The organism is Roseibium sp. RP-7 (assembly GCF_053005225.1).
This window is the reverse complement of record NZ_JBRKQA010000002.1, coordinates 1-17,531: the sequence shown is the minus strand read 5'-3', so window position 1 is coordinate 17,531 and position 17,531 is coordinate 1. Positions and strand designations below refer to the sequence as shown.

Here is a 17,531-nt window from a genome sequence, read left to right as displayed (position 1 = left end):
TTGGTGCAACGCTTGCCTCTCATGCCAGAAGGCGGAGGGAAGAATGAGCGGACGCGACTTCCATTTCGTGATGATCAAGCCGACCCATTACGACGACGACGGTTATCCGATCCAGTGGCTTCGCTCTGCAATTCCTTCCAACACGCTCGCCAGCCTGAACGGGCTCGCAGAAGCGGCCCGCAACCGTCAGGTTCTTGGGAAGGATGTCCGCATCCATCTTCACACTTACGATGAAACCAACAAGCGGGTTCGTCCGGAAAAGATCGCCCGGGATATCCGAAAAGCAGGCGGAAAGGCCCTGATCGCGCTGGTCGGGGTTCAGTCAAACCAGTTTCCCCGGGCGACCGACCTTGCCCGCAGGTTTCTCGGTCTTGGTCTGCCGGTTGCCATCGGCGGATTTCATGTCTCCGGCTGCATATCCATGCTGGATGAAATGCCGGAAGAGATGGTTCGGTTGCAAAAGGAAGGTGTCGTCTATTTTGCTGGTGAGGCCGAGGACGGGCGGTTGGACGCTGTCTTCCGCGATGCCTTTTCCGACGATCTGAAGCCGCTTTACAATTTCATGGCGGACTTGCCGTCGCTGGAGGGCGAGCCGACCCCGATCCTGCCCACCCGGCACATTCGCTTCACGGCCGGATCGCATTCCAGCTTCGATCTTGGCCGCGGTTGCCCGTTCCAGTGTTCCTTCTGCACCATCATCAACGTGCAAGGTCGCAAAAGCCGGTTTCGTTCCGCCGACGATCTGGAGCAGATCATTCGCGATAACGTTGCACAGGGGATCGACCGTTTTTTCATCACCGACGACAATTTCGCCCGCAACCGGGAATGGGAGCCGCTGTTCGACCGGCTGATTCAGCTTAGGGAGCAGGAGAGTTTCGACATCAAGTTCATCATCCAGGTGGACACGCTCTGTCACCGAATTGACGGTTTCATCGAGAAAGCGACGCGGGCAGGGGTCAACCGGGTCTTCATCGGGCTGGAAAACATCAATCCGGACAATCTCATGGCCGCAAAGAAGCGGCAGAACAAGATTACCGAATACCGGGAGATGCTGCAGAAATGGCGGACCCACGGGGCAACCACCTATGCCGGTTACATCATCGGTTTTCCGGGGGATACCAAGGAGTCGGTCCTGCATGATGTCGAGATCATCAAAAAGGAGCTTCCGCTCGATCTGCTCGAGTTCTTTTATCTGACGCCGCTTCCGGGATCCGAAGATCACAAGGTGCTTTTAAGCAAAGGCATCTGGATGGATCCAGACCTCAACAAGTACGATCTCAATCACCGGGTGAGCCATCACCCGAAAATGAGCGATGAGGATTGGGAGGAGGCCTACCGGCAGGCCTGGGCAAGCTACTATTCGGATGGTCACATCGAAACGGTGCTGCGCAGAGCCGCGGCGCACCGCAAGGGGCGACCGGGCAACAAATTGTTCCTGATGATGTGGTTCAAGCTGATGGTCGAACGCGAAGGTGTTCATCCGCTGGAGGGCGGTTATTTTCGCCTGAAATTCCGCACAGACCGACGCGGTGGGCTGCCGCTTGAAAATCCGCTGGTGTTCTATCCGCAGTATCTTGCCGAAATCGTCGCCAAACATTGGGTCTATCTATCTGCCGTCTGGCGGGTTTACCGGATCTACCGCAGGGTTAAGGCATCGCCTGGCAGGCGGACGTATTCCGATCTTGCCATTGCCCCCATGAACCGGAGCGAAGAAGAGGATCTGGCGATGATCCGGGAAACACGCGGCGGCGCGGAAGCGGTTGCCAAACAGCTTCGCGATGCCGCGCTTTCGAAGGCCGGAAAAGACAGGGCGAAGGCTGCTTCGGCCCTATGATGGAGAGGCCGTAGCCTTGCGCCGAAGCAGCCGCCAGCCGAAGGTCATGCCCATCGCGGCAATGATGATCGCAGCCGCTCCGACAAGCTGCAGCGGTTTCAGCTGATGGCCGAAGGCTACATAGTCGACAAGGATCGCCACCACCGGATAAATGAAGGAAAAGGCACCTTGCAGATAGGTCGGCAGCTTCTGCACGGCGCCATACATGAGGATATACATCAACCCCGTGTGAACGGCGCCAAGCGTGACAAGCGAACCCCAGGCCATTGTACCTTCCGGCAGGGCGTTCCAGCTGACGAAGGGGGCAAGCATCAGGATGCCGACACAGACCTGTACCAGAGCGATCAGCTGTGGAGGCGTTCCCGTCAGCTTCTTGGTCAGCAGGGCTGCGACAGCCCAGAAAAAGGCAGCGCCGAGCGAGAGTGCTATGCCGAGTGCATAATTTGAACCGGCATATTCGACAGCGCCGGGTTTTGCCTGGACGATCAGCAGGACACCGGCAAAGGCAATGACCAGCCAGCCGAGCTTGTTGACGGTGATCCTTTCTCCCAGAAACAGAATGCCGAAGCCGACCAGGATGAACGGCTGGGTATTGTAGACAGCCGTTGCCACGCCGATGGATGCCTCGGAATAGGCAGTGAAGAGCATTGCCCAGTTCACGACGATGGCAACGCCCCCTATGGCGGCAACGGCCAGTTTCTTCCGGGTCAGGTGCCGGCGGAGTAGGCCCTGGGCAGAACAGATGACAAGTAGCGCCAACGCACCGAAGGCGCAGCGCCAGAACACAACGTCGATGGCGCCCTGGCCGGAAAGGACCACGAAAAGTCCTATCGTTCCCAGAATGGTCATGGCGGCGGTCATTTCGGTGGCGCCGCGCAATGTCTTGTCCATTGTTGCCTCCAAGCGTTTCAGGATGGTCTTCATTCTGCCAAGGAGATGGATGCGCGTACTTTTGATAAATCAGCAGAAGCTGATATTGTTTTGTGAAATGTAAGCTTATCTGCCGATTGGTGTTTCGAAATGAAGATGGATGAGACGGATATCAAGATCGTTGAAGCCTTGATTGACGACGCGCGCATGTCGTTGAAAGACCTGGCCGCTCACGTGGGATTGTCGTCGCCCGGTGTTTCGGAGCGAATCCGCCGTCTGCAGGAGCGCGGCGTCATTCGCGGCTTTACCGTGGATATTGATCCGAAGGTGCTTGGATACAGTCTGCAGGCGATCGTGCGCATTCGACCGCTGCCTGGAAAGCTGCATATCGTGCAGCAACTCATTCAGGAAATTCCAGAGTTTTGCGAGTGCGACAAGGTCACGGGAGAAGACTGTTTCGTCGCCCGACTTGCCATTCCTTCCATCGATCAGCTCGACGGAATTCTGGACCGGATTTCGGACAAGGCGGAAACCAGCACCTCGATTGTCAAATCCCAGCCGATCCGCCGCCGTCCGCCGCCCTTGGCTGTGGCTGAGAAGGCCTCTTGAGGCCTGTGTTTCCGGGCCGTTAAGGCCTGAATGCAAAATGTGTTGCCGCAACGAAAATTCTCAAAGACAGCACCTGCAAATCGGTGTATTCCGCAAAGGCCGCCGACCGGTCCGTGCAGTCTCTAAACTGCCTCAGGGCCGTCGCCAATGTTGGATGGAGACCGGGTGCGGCGCACCGGCCTTTGGGTCTTTCAAGGCACCATGGACAAGGCTTCGCCCCAGGCCGAAACCGGGGATATTCTCATTCGCACTGCCGAGCCCGGCGATCTCGCCGAGCTGTTTCGCATTGAAAACGCCGCCTTTGCCGGCGATCGCATTTCCCGGCGAAGCTTCAGGCGATTTCTGGAGAGCCCTCGCGCACGCCTTTTGGTCGCAATCGGTCCAGACGGACTGGTTGGGTACGCGCTGCTGCTCTTGCGCCAGGCAACCGCGCTGGCGCGGCTCTATTCGCTTGCTGTGGATCCGGCCTGCCGGGGGCAGGGGCTTGGCGCAAAGCTGCTGGAAGCGTCCGAAGTTGCCGCTTTCGACAGCGATCGCATTGTGCTGCGGCTTGAAGTGCGTGCGGACAATGAGGCGGCCATCGCACTCTATCAACGCAGCGGCTACCGGATGCTGGGCAGGGTAGAGGCCTATTACGAGGATGGCTGCGCAGCGTTGCGCATGGAAAAGCTGCTCCATGGTCCGGTGCTGGGCACCGGCAACGCGCCGTATTACTCGCAGACAACCGAATTCACCTGCGGCCCGGCCTGTGCACTGATGGCGGCCCGGCATTTCGACCGGTCGGTTCCGGCAGAGCCCTTGACGGAACTTACCCTCTGGCGGGAGGCAACGACAATCTATCTCGCCTCTGGTCATGGCGGCTGCGGTCCCTTCGGCCTGGCCAATGCGCTTGCGCGGCGCGGGCTTTCGGTCGAGGTCAGGCTGTTTCCCGACGAACTCCTGTTTCTCAATTCGGTTCGGAACCCGGAAAAGCGCAAGGTTCTGACCCTGGTACAGGAAGGCTACCGCTCGGAAGCCGCGCAGCTTGGTGTTGCCCGTTCGGAAACCCCCTTGGAAGCAACAGCACTGGCGACCGAGATTTCAGCCGGTACGCTCGCGATCGTGCTCATTTCCGGCTACCGCATGTTCGGCCAGAAAGTTCCGCATTGGGTGCTTGTGCATGACGCGGACGATCGCCACCTCATCATTCATGACCCGTGGCTTGAGCGCGAGCGCCATGAAAGTCCGGCAGATGCTGCAAATCTTCCCATTCCCTTTGCCGAATTCGACCGCATGGCCCGCTGGGGCCGCAGCGCGGTACGTGCCCAAATCCTGATACGAAAGGACGCCTGATCCAATGTCTTCCTGGGTCATTCTGGTCGACAACCTCAAAGACCTCTCCAACACGGAAACGCCGCACAAGGTCATGACCGTGCGGGAGTATCTGACGCACCCGAAACTGTTTACCGGTGCCAAGCCGACTATTCTCAATCTGTCACGCTCCTACGCTTATCAGGGGGCAGGCTATTACGCGTCGCTTCTGGCTGAAGCACGCCAGCACCGCGTGGTGCCGGTTGTCGAGACGATGATCGAACTGTCCCGCAAGCAACTTTATCAGCATGCTTTGCCGGAGCTTGAAGACCGGTTGAACCGCTGCCTTCGCAAGATGGCACCGGAGGCTGCTGGTGCGGTCTCTCGGCTGCTGATCTATCTCGGCCAGGTTGGCGACCCTGCACTTGAACCGTTCGCGCGGCTCTTGTTCGACTGGTTCCGGGCACCCGTGCTGGAGGTTCTGCTGGAAGAGGGCGAATGGCGCAGCATCAAGCGCATCCGCGTGCTGGCGGTAAATGACCTCGAAGCGGAAGAGCGCGCGCAATTTCTGGCAGCGGTGGAAAGCTATACGACACGTCCCTGGCGGGCGCCGAAACAGCGCGCCCTGATGAAGTACGCCATGGCTGTTCTGTCCGATCCCAAGGAAGAGTTGCCGCCATCCTCCATCGCCTCTCTGAAGCACATGGCCAAGGTGGCGGCGCGCCACGGGGTTGAAGTCGTGCCGATCGGCAAGGGTGATCTCGACAAGCTGGCGCAGTATGATGCGCTGTTCATTCGCGAGACCACCAACATCGACAATCACACTTACCGTTTTGCCCGGCGCGCCGTGCAGGAAGGCATGCCGGTGATCGACGATCCGGTGTCGATGATCCGCTGTACCAACAAGGTCTATCTGACCGAGCTTCTGGCAAGTCATGGCATCGCGACGCCCAAGACCATCGTCCTGTCCTCCCTGAAGGAGGCGGGTGACCTGGAAGCCAAACTCGGCTCTCCGATCGTTCTGAAGATCCCTGACGGTTCCTTCAGCCGTGGCGTGTTCCGGGTGACGGGCGCCGAACCCATCAAGGAGAAGCTGAAAGAGCTTTTCCAGGAAAGTGCCATCCTGCTTGCGCAGGAATACTGCCCGACGGACTTCGACTGGCGCATCGGTGTGCTGGACGGAGAACCGCTGTTCGCCTGCCAGTATCTGATGGCCAAAAAACACTGGCAGATCGTGCGGCACGAGACCGGCAAGAAGGCCGTCGAAGGCGGGTTCAAGACAGTTTCCATGGCCGAAACACCGCCAGCAGTGATCGATATCGCGGTTCGGGCTGCGCGACTTATCGGTGATGGTCTTTACGGCGTCGATCTGAAAGTGATCGGCGAGCGGGTGGTGGTCATCGAGATCAATGACAATCCCAATCTTGATCACGGGGTTGAGGATCTTGCCGAAAAGGACGCTGTCTGGGATCAGCTTATCCGCTGGTTCGTACGCCGACTGGAGGCGCGCTAGGGCAACACCGCCGGCCAAATCAAGGGAAATGCTTCGGAAAAGGTTGCCGGATTAGTTTGAATCCCGTATGCCCGGCCCGTTCCATTTCCTTTGAACAGCTTACCTGCCTTGTCTGCAGGAGTGAGCAGGAGAAAACCGATGATTGAACTTACTTTCCCCGACAATTCCGTGCGCGAATACGCGGCAGGCACCACCGGTCTCGCCGTCGCCGAAGGCATTTCCAAGTCGCTGGCCAAAAAGGCCGTGGCAATGGCTCTCGACGGGGAACTGAAAGATCTCACCGACCCGATCAGCGGCAATCACCAGATCGAGATTGTTACCCGCGACGACCCGCGCGCCCTTGAACTGATCCGCCACGATGCGGCCCACGTCATGGCCGAAGCCGTGCAGGAACTTTGGCCCGGTACCCAGGTGACCATCGGTCCGGTGATCGAAAACGGCTTTTACTACGACTTCAAGCGCGTTCACCCGGACACGGGCGCCGACTGGCCGTTCACGCCGGAAGAGCTGCCGGTTATCGAAAAGAAGATGCGCGAGATCATCGGCCGCGGTGCGCAGTTCACCAAGGAAGTGTGGAGCCGCGACGAAGCGAAGCGCTATTTCGCAGCCAAGGGCGAGGACTACAAGGTCGAGCTCGTTGATGCGATTCCGGAAGATCAGGAACTCAAGATCTACAAGCAGGGCCAGTGGCTGGACCTGTGCCGGGGTCCGCATATGGTCTCCACCCGGCAGATCGGCGATGCCTTCAAGCTGATGAAGGTGGCTGGCGCCTACTGGCGCGGCGACAGCAACAACGAAATGCTGACGCGCATCTACGCAACAGCGTGGCACAGCGAGAAGGAGCTCAAAGCCTACCTTCATATGCTGGAAGAAGCCGAAAAGCGCGACCACCGCAAGCTGGGCCGGGAAATGGACCTGTTCCACTTCCAGGAAGAAGGCCCGGGTGTAGTCTTCTGGCACCCGAAGGGCTGGGACATGTTCCAGAGCCTGATCGCCTACAAGCGCCGGGTTCTGAAGGACACCTACAAGGAAGTGAACGCACCTCAGGTGCTGCACACGTCGCTTTGGGAAACTTCCGGCCACTGGACCTGGTACAAGGAGAACATGTTCTCCGTGCAGTGTGCCGATCCGGAAGCCGAGGACGAGCGTGTCTTCGCGCTGAAGCCGATGAACTGCCCCGGTCACGTACAGATTTTCAAGCACGGGCTGAAGAGCTACCGCGATCTGCCGATGCGCCTTGCCGAGTTCGGTGCGGTGCACCGCTACGAACCGTCGGGTGCACTTCATGGTCTGATGCGCGTGCGTGGCTTCACCCAGGACGATGCCCATGTGTTCTGTACCGAAGAGCAGATGGCGGATGAGTGTCTCAAGATCAACGACCTGATCCTGTCTGTGTATGAAGACTTCGGCTTCAACGAGATCGTGGTGAAACTGTCCACCCGTCCGGAAAAGCGCGTCGGCACCGACGAGGCATGGGATCATGCCGAAGCGATCATGTCCGATGTGCTGAAGCAGATCGAAGCCCAGTCGGGCGGCCGGGTGAAGACCGACATCCTGCCGGGCGAGGGTGCTTTCTACGGTCCGAAGTTCGAGTACACCCTGCGCGATGCCATCGGCCGTGAATGGCAGTGCGGCACGACGCAGGTCGACTTCAACCTGCCGGAACGCTTTGGTGCCTTCTACGTCGACAAGGACGGCGAGAAGAAGACACCGGTGATGATCCACCGGGCGATCTGCGGGTCCATGGAACGGTTCCTGGGTATCCTGATCGAGAACTTCGCCGGTCACTTCCCGCTGTGGTTTGCGCCGCTGCAGATCGTGGTGGCAACGATCACTTCGGAAGCCGACGATTACGGCCAGGAAGTGGCGGATCTGCTCAAGGCGAAAGGCCTCAAGGTCGAGACCGATTTCCGCAATGAGAAGATCAACTACAAGGTCCGCGAACACTCGCTGGCCAAGGTGCCGGTGATCATCGTGTGCGGCATGCGTGAAGCCGAGGAGCGGACCGTGAACGTTCGCCGTCTCGGTTCCAAGGACCAGACCCCGATGGGCCTCGACGAGGCGATTGCAGCGTTCGTTGAAGAAGCGACGCCGCCAGACCTGAAGTAAGGTTTTCCCTGGCATTAAGGGAAAATCTGACAGCTTGCACATTGCCCTGGCATCAGGGCAATGTGCTGTCACAATCATGAAACAGGGTGTCTGGTATTGGGTTCCGGATTTGCCACCGTTTCATCAGGGTCAAGACGACTGCCGTGAACTACGCTGAATTCAGTTATGCCAATCCTGAGCATCCACCGCTGAAGCGCTGGACCATCCGCACCATTGAAGGTCTCTCCGGCCGGCGAAAGCTGGTCAACATCTACGAGGTGTGGAAGGAAACGATGGTCGGCACGTCCGACTATATCTGGAATGACCTTCTCGGCCTGATCAACCTCAACGTTTCGGTTGCAGATGGCGAATGGCCGCCGAAAGATCTGCCGGAAGGTCCACTGGTGCTTATCGCCAATCATCCCTACGGCATTGGCGATGGTCTTGCGATCCTGGCACTCGCGGAACAGCTTGGCCGCCCGTTCAAGATCCTGATCAACAACGAGTTGCTGAAGGTGCCGGAAGTCCGGCCGTTTTCGCTGCCGGTCGATTTCGAGGAAACCAAGGAAGCGCTCAAGACCAATATGGCCACTCGCAAGGAGGCGCTGCGCCTGCTGCAGGAAGGCACGACCATTATCGTTTTTCCAGGTGGTGGCGTGGCAACGGCTGCCAAGCCATTCGGCCGTGCGGAAGAACTGCCCTGGAAGACTTTCACGGCAAAAATGATCCGCTCCTCACGGGCAACTGTTCTCCCGCTTTATTTCGACGGGCAGAATTCCTGGCTGTTCCACCTGGTCAGCAAATACTCGCTGACCCTTCGTCTCGCGCTGCTTGTGCGCGAGTTCCGCCGTATCCTCGGGTCTGTGATGACCGCACGCGCGGGCAGGGCAATCCCGTTCGAAACGCTTTCGGGATTTGGCGATCAGAAGGAGATCATGGATTTCCTGCAGACCAAGGTCATGGAGATGGCGCCACCCACACGGACCCGGCGTTTGCTCGGCCGGCGGCGTTAGACGTCGCTACCTGGTCAGATCGTAAAGTCGCCGGGAACACGGCGCAGGTCAGTTGTTGATGCTGGACTGCTGCTGGCTGGCCAGTTCGCTGATGGAAGTGACCACTTCAACTTCGCGATCTTCACCCGGTTCCACCTGGAATGTGTGCAGGTAGGTGCGGCCATTGTTGCGGGCGAGGGCTTCATATTCGCCTTCTGCCAGCACGAAATCAGGGAAGGCACCTGTCGCTTCGACCACGACGTCCCCCCCCGGGCTCAGGACGGACCACGTCGTGTTGGCAATTGCTTCGCCGCCACGTTCGTTGACCAGTTTGAGCGTGATACCGGCGGCCTTGTGGAAGATTGTCGCTTCAGTGAGCTTGCCCGGCAGCACCTGGATATCCGCCCGGACGACCGCGTTCACATCGCCGTATTTGCTGACAACATGATAGGTGTTGGCGCTGAGACGGAGAATGGAGCCCGGCTTGACGTTGCTGGCAATCAGGTTGCGTTCACCGCGCTGATTGAACTCCATGCCATAAAGATCGAAGGCCACGGCACGCCCGTCGAGGTCTTCACCATCCTTGAGTGCCGCACCGAATTTGATGCCGCCCGCATTGAGCGTCACCATCTTCGACTGGACTTCCTTGCCGATGATGATGCGGTTGGTCGCTTGGGAGAACCCGTAGGCGGTGTGAATCAGGTAGGTGCCCGGGTCGAGCCGGAATTCGGCATCACCGCCTTGAGACGTTGCAACAAGTTGCAGGCGCCCGTCGGCATTGGTCGTTTCCGAATAGATCCGCCAGATGAGACCTTCGTTCAGCGGAGGGCTGTCAGGCGTCAGCTTTGCCATCAGGTAGAGAGCGCCCTGCCGCAAGCCGCCCTTGATACCGGGGGATGATGCCCTGGCCGGCGCGTAGGGGACAAGCGTATCGGAAAAGAGGGGTTCCGGCTCGCGGTCGAGCAGGTTGATGATGGGTTCTTCAGGAGCAGCAGACGGTGCGTTCGGGTCCGGTTTTTCTGCAGGGGCCGGCGGTACGTCAGATGTCTGCGCCAAGGTCGCAGGAGCAAGGCCCATCGAAAGGACGGCGCTCAGCATTATCGAAAATGCAGTGCATCTGACTGCACGCTTCAAAGCCGATTGGCCGGAGAGGGGGGCTGAATTCACCATGCCTACGTCGTTATCATTTTGACTCGCAGACTTTTACCAGTCTTTTGAGGCATTCGTCACCCGAAACTGACCTTGGAGATCCGGTCCGGTTTGCCTGGTGCAAATGCACCGGATGCAGGGTAACGACTATGTTTCTGTTTCCAGTGCGTTTTTTGGAATTCTCGGTGCAATCTGACCGATCACGGGCCAAGGACGATTTTCCCGAGATTCACCGCACTGCAGCGTTGTCCCTTAATGCGCCCGGAAATTGGGCAAATTCAAGACGCCGCGATCAAAGTTGACAATTACGGTCAATGAATTAGGTGGATCGTACGATTGCAACAGGCCGACAGGATCTTTTCATGCCGAGTAACAGCGCCGGATCGCCGGCAACTCTGGACTTTCTGCGACAGCGGCGCTCCCACCCCTCTGTTACCATGACAGCCCCGGGGCCGAGCGAAGAACAGATCAACGACATTCTGACCATTGCAGCGCGCGTGCCCGACCATGGCAAACTGGCGCCCTGGCGTTTCGTTCTCTACAGGCCGGAACAGGGACGCACGATCGGTTCCTGGCTGGCGGACCGGTATGAAGCACTCAACGGACCGCTCGACGGCGAGCAACGCCAGAAGGAACTGACCCGCTTCACCCGTGCACCATTGGTGATCGGTGTTCTAAGCCAGGCAGCCGAGCATCCGAAAATCCCGGTCTGGGAACAGGAGCTTTCCGCAGGTGCCGTCTGCATGAACCTGCTGACAGCCGCGGCCGCATCAGGTTTCGCGTCGCAGTGGCTGTCCGAATGGTTTGCCTTTGATGAAGATGCTGCCCGTTACCTTGGCGCGCGAGACGGAGAGCGGTTTGCGGGGTTCGTACATATCGGAACTCCGACACAGCCACCTTTCGAGCGTCCGCGCCCCGACCTTGCCGATATTGTATCCACCTGGACAGAGACTGACTGACCCATGTTCTACGAAACGGAAAAAAACGACCACGGCCTGCCGCATAACCCGTTCAAGGCTATTGTCGCACCCCGGCCGATTGGCTGGATCTCCACACTCGACAAGGACGGCAAGGCCAACCTTGCACCCTACAGTTTCTTCAACGCGGTCTGCGATACACCGCCGATCGTGATGTTCTCTTCCACCGGCTACAAGGACAGCGTCTCCAACATCGACGCGACAGGGGAGTTCGTCTGCAACATGGCGAACCTCGGCCTCAAGGACGAGATGAACCAGACCTCCGCCTCCGTCGCACATGAGATCTCCGAGTTCGATCTGGCAGGGTTGGAGATGACTGCCTCAAGACTGGTGAAAGCGCCTCGCGTTGCAAAGGCCGTCACTGCGCTGGAGTGCAAGCACCTTCAAACCCTGCGATTGAAGACGCTGACAGGAGACGACACCGACAGCTACGTCGTTTTCGGTCAGGTTGTCGGTGTCCACATCGATGAAAGCGTCATTGTCGACGGCAAGGTGGATGTAACGCTCTACAAGCCGCTATCCCGGCTTGGCTACATGGACTACGCCGTGGTGAACGAGGTGTTCCAGATGGGCCGGCCCAAAGTTTAACGATTATCCGAACGATCATGACCGAAAAGGGCGCCGGCAAAGTCGGCGCCTTTTTATTGTGACTTGCCGACTCATGGAAAACGGCGTTATTCGAATGCAGTAGTCGATGTTTTTCCTGGTGCGTTTTTCCAAAGGAAATGGCCGGTAGCCTCTTGTCTGTCCACATAACCGGCTTTCGACATAAGTAGTTCTGACCAGGCACAAAAGAAAAAAGACTCGCCTGTAGTTGCTTAGATCCCCACCTGTGTGTTGTTAAGGTTTTGTTAACCTTTTGGGCGTGAAAGTTAACGCTGAAAGTTAACGAAGTGATAATTTGGTTCCGTCGAGGAGACAGGGTCATGCGAGTTGCTGACACCGCCTCGATCGCGTCTAGGATCGAGCTTGCGTTTCAGTCTGCGAGTACTTCAACGGGGACGTCATTCGACTACCTGGTGAAGACAGCTGCGCGGGAATCGTCATTCAACCCAACGGCAAAGGCCAGAACATCCAGCGCCACCGGGTTGTTCCAATTCATTGAATCCACCTGGCTGGAGACAATGAAGGAAGCTGGTCCGAAACACGGTCTTGAAAAATACTCCGATCAGATTCAACGCTCCAAGAGCGGAAAGTTCTATGTAAGCGACCCGCAAATGCGGCGGGAGATTCTCGACCTTCGGAAGGATCCGGAAATCTCGTCCATGATGGCAGGGGCGCTCACGCAGAAGAATTCCCAGTACCTGGAACGCAGAATCGGGCGCGAACCGAGCGACGGCGAGCTCTATATGGCTCATTTTCTTGGTGCCAACGGCGCAAGCAGATTGATTGATGCGGCCGGCGCCAGCCCGGACATGCGAGCCGACAAGGTTTTTTCCGCCCAGGCACGCGCCAACAAACCGATCTTCTATCATTCGAACGGCAAGGCCCGCTCGATGCAGGAAGTTTACGAGGTTATCGTCTCCAAGCACGATGCCGTCACGATGATTGCGCAGGCCAGCACCAACAAGGAACTGCGGACATCGGGAGAACTCACGCAGGTCGCGACGCTGCCGAATGCAAAGCCTGCGGACGGCGCCGCGACGATCAACCAGAAATCCTTCGATCATCTGGCAGGAGATCCGGCAGCCGCCTTCGCAATGCGGACGAAACCCGCAGGCCCAGGCCAGATCGCGAGAGCTGACAACACAGGCCCTCAATTGCCTCAGGGCGAACTGTTTCAATTGGCAAAGACGGATGTGCCGCTGCCTGAGCGCACGGCAGAGCAGGGGGCAACCACAACGGCAAGCGCAGCTTTTCTGGAAGAAAGTGTCGGCTCTGTGACCCCGGACCGTCCGGTGCCGCAAAACACACGCGAAGCAGCCATTGATGGTGATGATTTCGACGCAAGCAACAGGGTTCTGTCGGCCTTCCAGGCGACGGAAACAGCCAATCCGTTCGAGGCTCTGTTCCGCAATGACGCGGCTTCGAACCAGGCAGGCGTCAACCCGCGCTTTGCGTCGGCTTTCGCCGCAGTGGAAGAAGCTGCCCTCGTCAGCGCCCTGTCCGGAGCTTCCAACCAGGTGCAGGCACAGGAACTGGCGCTGGTGAATCAGGGCGGACCGCTGGACCTGACGCGTTTCCTGCGCCTGAAGGCAGAAGAGGAACAAAAGGACCTGCTGCCACCGGCTTGAGCATGGGCAGTTGAAAGACCCGTCTGAAAGCCTGATGTCTCATGTCCGCCACCATCGGGAAAGGCGGGCATTCGCCAGAGAACCTGGCAAAATTATGGTGAACCGATCGTTAAGCCTTTGATGTCAGACTCACACTCGACTCTTGGGAAGATTGTTTTACCGCCATGAACGCACATGACTTTCACCCTCTGAACGAAGTTGACGAGCGCACCTTGGATATACGGGCCGCGGAAGAATTCGCGGAACGTTATTTGGCAGCCGAACCTGGCAGCCAGGAACAGACCAGCATGGCTGCAGCCTTGACGATTCTTCTCGATGACCCCAGCCGCGCCGTTCGCAAGGCGATAGCGAACCTGCTTGCGCCAAGCGCCTACGCTCCCGGTCACGTTGTCCGCTGCCTCGCAAGTGATGTCGACGAAGTGGCTTTGCCGGTTCTCAAGCACTCTCCCATATTGACGGATGTCGAACTGGTCGACCTTCTTGCCGAAGGCAGCGATGCCGTTCAATGCGCCATCGCCTCGCGTGAGGGATTGCCGGCTTCTGTCTGCGCTGCCATCTGTGAGGTTGGCTGCGAGCAGGCCTGCAGACAGCTTCTGGAAAACAGAAGCGCCCGCATCCTGCAGTCTTCCCTCCTGCGTATCGCGCAAAGATTCGAAGACCGGCCGGACCTCTGCGACCAGCTTCTGAAAACCCGGGACCTGCCGTTGACCACGCGCTATCAGTTGCTGATGCGGCTCGCGCAGAACCTTGACGATCATCCGATCGTGCTGGAGCGCGTTCCGGAAAACCAGCGTCATACTTTCCTGAGCGATGCAGAAGACAAGGTCGTGCTGCGGCTGGCTCTCGAAGCCGGTGCAGACGATCTGCCGGAATTCGTCGAGCATCTACGTGTCAATGGCAAGCTGACCACCCGGTTGCTGCTGCGCGCGGTCTGCTGTGGACGCTTGCGGTTTTTCGCTGCCGCTCTTGCCAACCTTGGCCAGGTGCCGCTGCCGAGGCTGTGCAAGCTTCTGGTCACGGTTCGCCGGTCGGCGCTGCAGTCCATGCTCCGCAAGGCCGGTTTGCCGCTACGGGCTCACCAGGCCTTTCTGCTGGCCATTGACATTGCCCGGCAGGCGGATGCCGACTTCACCTATGATCTGGCGCTGGATGAAGCCCGCATGCTAACGGAAACACTGCTTTCCGAAATGCAGGACGGCGCCCTGGGAGCGGACGAAGACGTGACTGCGTTCCTACGCCGTTTCGCCATCGACGTTGCACGTCTCGAGGCTCGGCTATTGGTGAAGAACAGCGGCCTTCAGGTGACAGCCGCTGCTTAGGCCGCAGTCCACCTCTTAGCGGATTACTTCCAGAAACATTTGAACGGATGAACGTTGCTCTGCGGCTTGTTGCAAATCACCTGCCGACCGCACGGATGTGTCGCAACAGCGGTGATCTGCCTATAGTTGAAACTGACCAGCCTTCTGGACGAGGCTGTTGGATCAGCCGGGCAAGCGCCGCTAGATTGTGCCGTCTTAGTGGAGTTGGACTTCTCGTTCGATTTGGAGGGTGTCTCCTGCCGAACGGCGATGCACTTGCCGTTCTTCAGTTCCTGATTTCGGCCACATGTCAGCGGGCACACTCGGCCTGTCGATTGCTTCAGACGGTCTAGAATTGAAGGGTCCGGGTCGAGCGAGGCAAGATCGACACCTGCTTCGCGGCTGAAAGTCCTCAAAGCCTGCCGGCTACGGTTGCCCCAATCACCATCAACACGACCAACCGAACACCCAAGGCGGTTCAATTCGGTTTGCATTGCAGTGGCGAGTTCTTCAGGCGAGAGTGACCGGCTGCTTGTTGATGGAACAATTGCTGGAGCAGGTTCGGTTGATACTGTTTCCTGCTGCGGCAGGGCAGCAACGGTTATCTCCTGCGCGGGGGACGTGCTGTTGGAGGCGTCCGCAGCCTTGGCTGCCTTTGCCGCAGCGGCGGCAGTAGCTGCCGCTTCCGCCTGCTGTTGCAGTGAAGATATATTCAGCCTTGCCAGCTTGGCGTAGATCCCGTCCGGATATTGCTCCAGATAGGTTTCATACATTTCCGGCCGGGTGGCGTTCTGGATTGATTGCCAGAAAGCGATTTCAGCGGAGGTGTCGGGCTTCGCGTTGCGGGCTGCTTCTGCCTCGCTACGGTTCTTGAGTTCATCGATCCGGATCTTGGCGATATCCGCGAACTGGCCCTCGGGATATCGGGTCAGGTAGGTTTCGAAATAGGCAATAGATTCGCCGGACTTGATCGAATCCCAGTAGGCCAGCTCGATTTGCGGGTTGATCGCGGGCTTCTCCGGTTCGACGGGCTGTACCATCTCAAGCTGCTTGAGAATGACTTCGCCAGTCAGTGAGGAATTGTCCCAGGGAACCTGCTGGCCCTTGGTGGCTTCCAGAACGTCCCGGCGCACCATTACCAGGTCGCGGGTGATGTCCTGACCGGGCGTGCCGAGATGCTTGATCAGGGCAGTTGTAAACGGGCTGTTCTCGCCATCGCCGTCAAGCGCGACATTGCCCGGCTGGGTGGCGAAGGAAACCAGGGAGCCGACACCGGAGCCGATCTTTGCAAGGCCACGACCGACTGCGCTTGAACGCGTCCCCATGGACCGGGCAAGGTTTTCCGTAAACGGGTTGTTCCGGCAAGCATCTAGAAAGACAAGGTTGACCTTCGTGCTCTGTTCCATGGCATTGAGCACGAGATTTGCGGGCAGGGCCTCGAAATCAAGGTCGAGATGGGTGCTGAGTTCGGCGTCGACCGGGACGAGATAATTCTCGCCGTTCACCTGGATGCCATGGCCGGCATAGAAGAACAGGGCAAGGTCTGCGTTGTCGAGCTTCTTGATGAACTCGCGCACGGTCTGGCGCATGTCCCTCAAGCTCAGGTCGAGACCTGTGACAACATCGAATCCGAGGTCCGTCAGCTTGTCCGACATGCCCTTGGCATCATTGTAGGGGTTCTTCAGCTCCGCGACATTCGCGTAGCCGGAATTACCGATCACGAGCGCCACACGGCGTTCGGCATGTGCCGCGCTTGCGGCAAACACAAGTAGCAACAGGCATGCGATTATCTGCTTCACAGGCGGTTCTCCAAACCTACCGGCCCTCGGGAGCTGCCGGGGAAAACTGTTCCGGGTACTCAGCTGCAGGGCGCTCCGACGGGCAATGATCATCATTCTGATCACGGATACGCCGGAACATCTCAACTTCGAAAGTCTAAAATTCAGGCCTGAGCCAAGTGCTTAAAGCCAGTTACAGGTCAGAACCCAACTGGAATGGTTGCCCACACAGGAGAGCTTTCTGCCACAGGGATGGGTTAATGTCTGGCGGCCCAGGCCGTGAGATTTTCCAATTATCTTGTTGCCATAAGAGCTCGGGTTATTCGGGCAACTGTCGGCGGTCTTCGCCTGTGTGCTCGGTTTTGTGCTGTTGCCGGAAGGTTCAGGCGTTCTGGTCGCGACACAGCGACCGTTCTTCAGTTCCTGGTTCCGTCCACAGGTGAGTGGGCAAACGCGTCCGGTCGACTTCTTGAGCTGGTCCAAAATGGAAGGATCCGGGTCAAGTGAGGCAAGATCGATCCCGGCTTCGCGGCCATAGGTTCTCAGTGCCTGCCGGCTTCTGTTGCCCCAGTCACCATCAACACGGCCGACCGAACAGCCAACCCGGTTGAGTTCTGTCTGGAGAGCCGTTGCAAGCTCTTCAGGCGATAACAACGATACCGGGGATGTCGAGGTCATTGACGGCGCCTGATCAGGCGTCAGGGCGGCAACGGTGATTTCGTCTGCAGGCTTGGCCGTCGTTCTTTCTGGCGATGCATTCGCTGCTGCCGAGGCGATGGCTTGGGCTTCAGCCTCTGCCTGAGCCTTGCGGCGCGCATCCGCTTCCGCCTGGCTCTTGATCGACTGGATTTTCAGCTGGGCAAGGTCGGCATAGATCCCGTTCGGGTATCTGCCGAGAT

At 58.3% G+C, this 17,531-nt stretch carries 14 protein-coding genes; 10 read left to right on the top strand and 4 right to left on the bottom strand.

The window, feature by feature from the left end; translation table 11 throughout:
* The first annotated feature begins 43 nt into the window (after window positions 1-43).
* A complete protein-coding gene (locus tag ACVDG9_RS14650) occupies window positions 44-1,834 on the top strand; it encodes a B12-binding domain-containing radical SAM protein (protein ID WP_447238330.1) in 1,791 nt (596 codons plus the stop codon).
* On the opposite strand, the gene ACVDG9_RS14645 is transcribed toward ACVDG9_RS14650, so the two are convergent.
* A complete protein-coding gene (locus ACVDG9_RS14645; RefSeq protein WP_447238328.1) occupies window positions 1,829-2,725 on the bottom strand; it encodes a DMT family transporter in 897 nt (298 codons plus the stop codon). The genes ACVDG9_RS14650 and ACVDG9_RS14645 overlap by 6 nt on opposite strands.
* A gap of 135 nt (window positions 2,726-2,860) precedes the next feature.
* Here ACVDG9_RS14645 and ACVDG9_RS14640 point away from each other — a divergent pair, with 135 nt between their 5' ends.
* The 5 genes from ACVDG9_RS14640 (at window position 2,861) to ACVDG9_RS14620 (ending at window position 9,217) form a co-directional block, all read left to right on the top strand.
* Entirely contained in the window at window positions 2,861-3,313 is a 453-nt protein-coding gene (locus tag ACVDG9_RS14640) for an Lrp/AsnC family transcriptional regulator (RefSeq protein WP_031269318.1), read from the top strand.
* 147 nt (window positions 3,314-3,460) lie between these two features.
* Window positions 3,461-4,645, top strand: a complete 1,185-nt coding sequence (locus ACVDG9_RS14635; protein ID WP_023001095.1) for a GNAT family N-acetyltransferase/peptidase C39 family protein — start codon at window positions 3,461-3,463, stop codon at window positions 4,643-4,645.
* 4 nt (window positions 4,646-4,649) lie between these two features.
* Complete coding sequence (locus ACVDG9_RS14630) at window positions 4,650-6,116, top strand: RimK family ATP-grasp domain-containing protein (RefSeq protein ID WP_023001096.1); 1,467 nt, start codon at window positions 4,650-4,652, stop codon at window positions 6,114-6,116.
* 138 nt (window positions 6,117-6,254) lie between these two features.
* Entirely contained in the window at window positions 6,255-8,225 is a 1,971-nt protein-coding gene (thrS, locus tag ACVDG9_RS14625) for a threonine--tRNA ligase (protein ID WP_447238325.1), read from the top strand.
* 143 nt (window positions 8,226-8,368) lie between these two features.
* Window positions 8,369-9,217, top strand: coding sequence for a lysophospholipid acyltransferase family protein (locus tag ACVDG9_RS14620; protein ID WP_023001098.1), 849 nt, complete (start codon window positions 8,369-8,371; stop codon window positions 9,215-9,217).
* 48 nt (window positions 9,218-9,265) lie between these two features.
* Here the strand turns inward: ACVDG9_RS14620 and ACVDG9_RS14615 are convergent, their stop codons facing one another.
* Window positions 9,266-10,294: an RgsD C-terminal domain-containing protein gene (locus ACVDG9_RS14615; protein ID WP_447238324.1), complete on the bottom strand. Its 1,029-nt coding sequence runs from the start codon at window positions 10,292-10,294 to the stop codon at window positions 9,266-9,268.
* A gap of 413 nt (window positions 10,295-10,707) precedes the next feature.
* Between ACVDG9_RS14615 and ACVDG9_RS14610 the strand changes: the two genes are divergently transcribed.
* The 4 genes from ACVDG9_RS14610 to ACVDG9_RS14595 all read left to right on the top strand — a co-directional run bounded on the left by ACVDG9_RS14610 (window position 10,708) and on the right by ACVDG9_RS14595 (window position 14,875).
* On the top strand, window positions 10,708-11,304 hold the full coding sequence (locus tag ACVDG9_RS14610; RefSeq protein WP_077293589.1) for a nitroreductase family protein: 597 nt from the start codon (window positions 10,708-10,710) through the stop codon (window positions 11,302-11,304).
* 3 nt (window positions 11,305-11,307) lie between these two features.
* Entirely contained in the window at window positions 11,308-11,910 is a 603-nt protein-coding gene (locus tag ACVDG9_RS14605; RefSeq protein ID WP_447238323.1) for a flavin reductase family protein, read from the top strand.
* A 338-nt stretch (window positions 11,911-12,248) separates the two neighbouring features.
* Window positions 12,249-13,556 carry a transglycosylase SLT domain-containing protein gene (locus ACVDG9_RS14600; RefSeq protein WP_447238322.1) on the top strand — a complete coding sequence of 436 codons (1,308 nt, stop codon included), beginning with the start codon at window positions 12,249-12,251 and terminating at the stop codon, window positions 13,554-13,556.
* A gap of 164 nt (window positions 13,557-13,720) precedes the next feature.
* The gene (locus ACVDG9_RS14595; RefSeq protein ID WP_447238321.1) at window positions 13,721-14,875 is read left to right on the top strand and encodes a DUF2336 domain-containing protein; all 1,155 of its coding nucleotides are present in this window, start codon (window positions 13,721-13,723) and stop codon (window positions 14,873-14,875) included.
* 23 nt (window positions 14,876-14,898) lie between these two features.
* On the opposite strand, the gene ACVDG9_RS14590 is transcribed toward ACVDG9_RS14595, so the two are convergent.
* The gene (locus ACVDG9_RS14590) at window positions 14,899-16,653 is read right to left on the bottom strand and encodes a caspase family protein (RefSeq protein WP_447238320.1); all 1,755 of its coding nucleotides are present in this window, start codon (window positions 16,651-16,653) and stop codon (window positions 14,899-14,901) included.
* Between the two features lie 162 nt (window positions 16,654-16,815).
* A partial coding sequence (locus ACVDG9_RS14585) for a peptidoglycan-binding domain-containing protein (RefSeq protein ID WP_447238319.1) occupies window positions 16,816-17,531 on the bottom strand: 716 nt, incomplete at its 5' end.

Bases quoted from the DNA above. Each gene is read 5' to 3' on its own strand.
- ACVDG9_RS14650 (WP_447238330.1), top strand. From the start codon at position 44: ATGAGCGGACGCGACTTCCATTTCGTGATGATCAAGCCGACCCATTAC.
- ACVDG9_RS14645 (WP_447238328.1), bottom strand. From the start codon at position 2,725: ATGGACAAGACATTGCGCGGCGCCACCGAAATGACCGCCGCCATGACC.
- ACVDG9_RS14640 (WP_031269318.1), top strand. From the start codon at position 2,861: ATGGATGAGACGGATATCAAGATCGTTGAAGCCTTGATTGACGACGCG.
- ACVDG9_RS14635 (WP_023001095.1), top strand. From the start codon at position 3,461: ATGTTGGATGGAGACCGGGTGCGGCGCACCGGCCTTTGGGTCTTTCAA.
- ACVDG9_RS14630 (WP_023001096.1), top strand. From the start codon at position 4,650: ATGTCTTCCTGGGTCATTCTGGTCGACAACCTCAAAGACCTCTCCAAC.
- thrS (WP_447238325.1), top strand. From the start codon at position 6,255: ATGATTGAACTTACTTTCCCCGACAATTCCGTGCGCGAATACGCGGCA.
- ACVDG9_RS14615 (WP_447238324.1), bottom strand. From the start codon at position 10,294: ATGCTGAGCGCCGTCCTTTCGATGGGCCTTGCTCCTGCGACCTTGGCG.
- ACVDG9_RS14610 (WP_077293589.1), top strand. From the start codon at position 10,708: ATGCCGAGTAACAGCGCCGGATCGCCGGCAACTCTGGACTTTCTGCGA.
- ACVDG9_RS14605 (WP_447238323.1), top strand. From the start codon at position 11,308: ATGTTCTACGAAACGGAAAAAAACGACCACGGCCTGCCGCATAACCCG.
- ACVDG9_RS14600 (WP_447238322.1), top strand. From the start codon at position 12,249: ATGCGAGTTGCTGACACCGCCTCGATCGCGTCTAGGATCGAGCTTGCG.
- ACVDG9_RS14595 (WP_447238321.1), top strand. From the start codon at position 13,721: ATGAACGCACATGACTTTCACCCTCTGAACGAAGTTGACGAGCGCACC.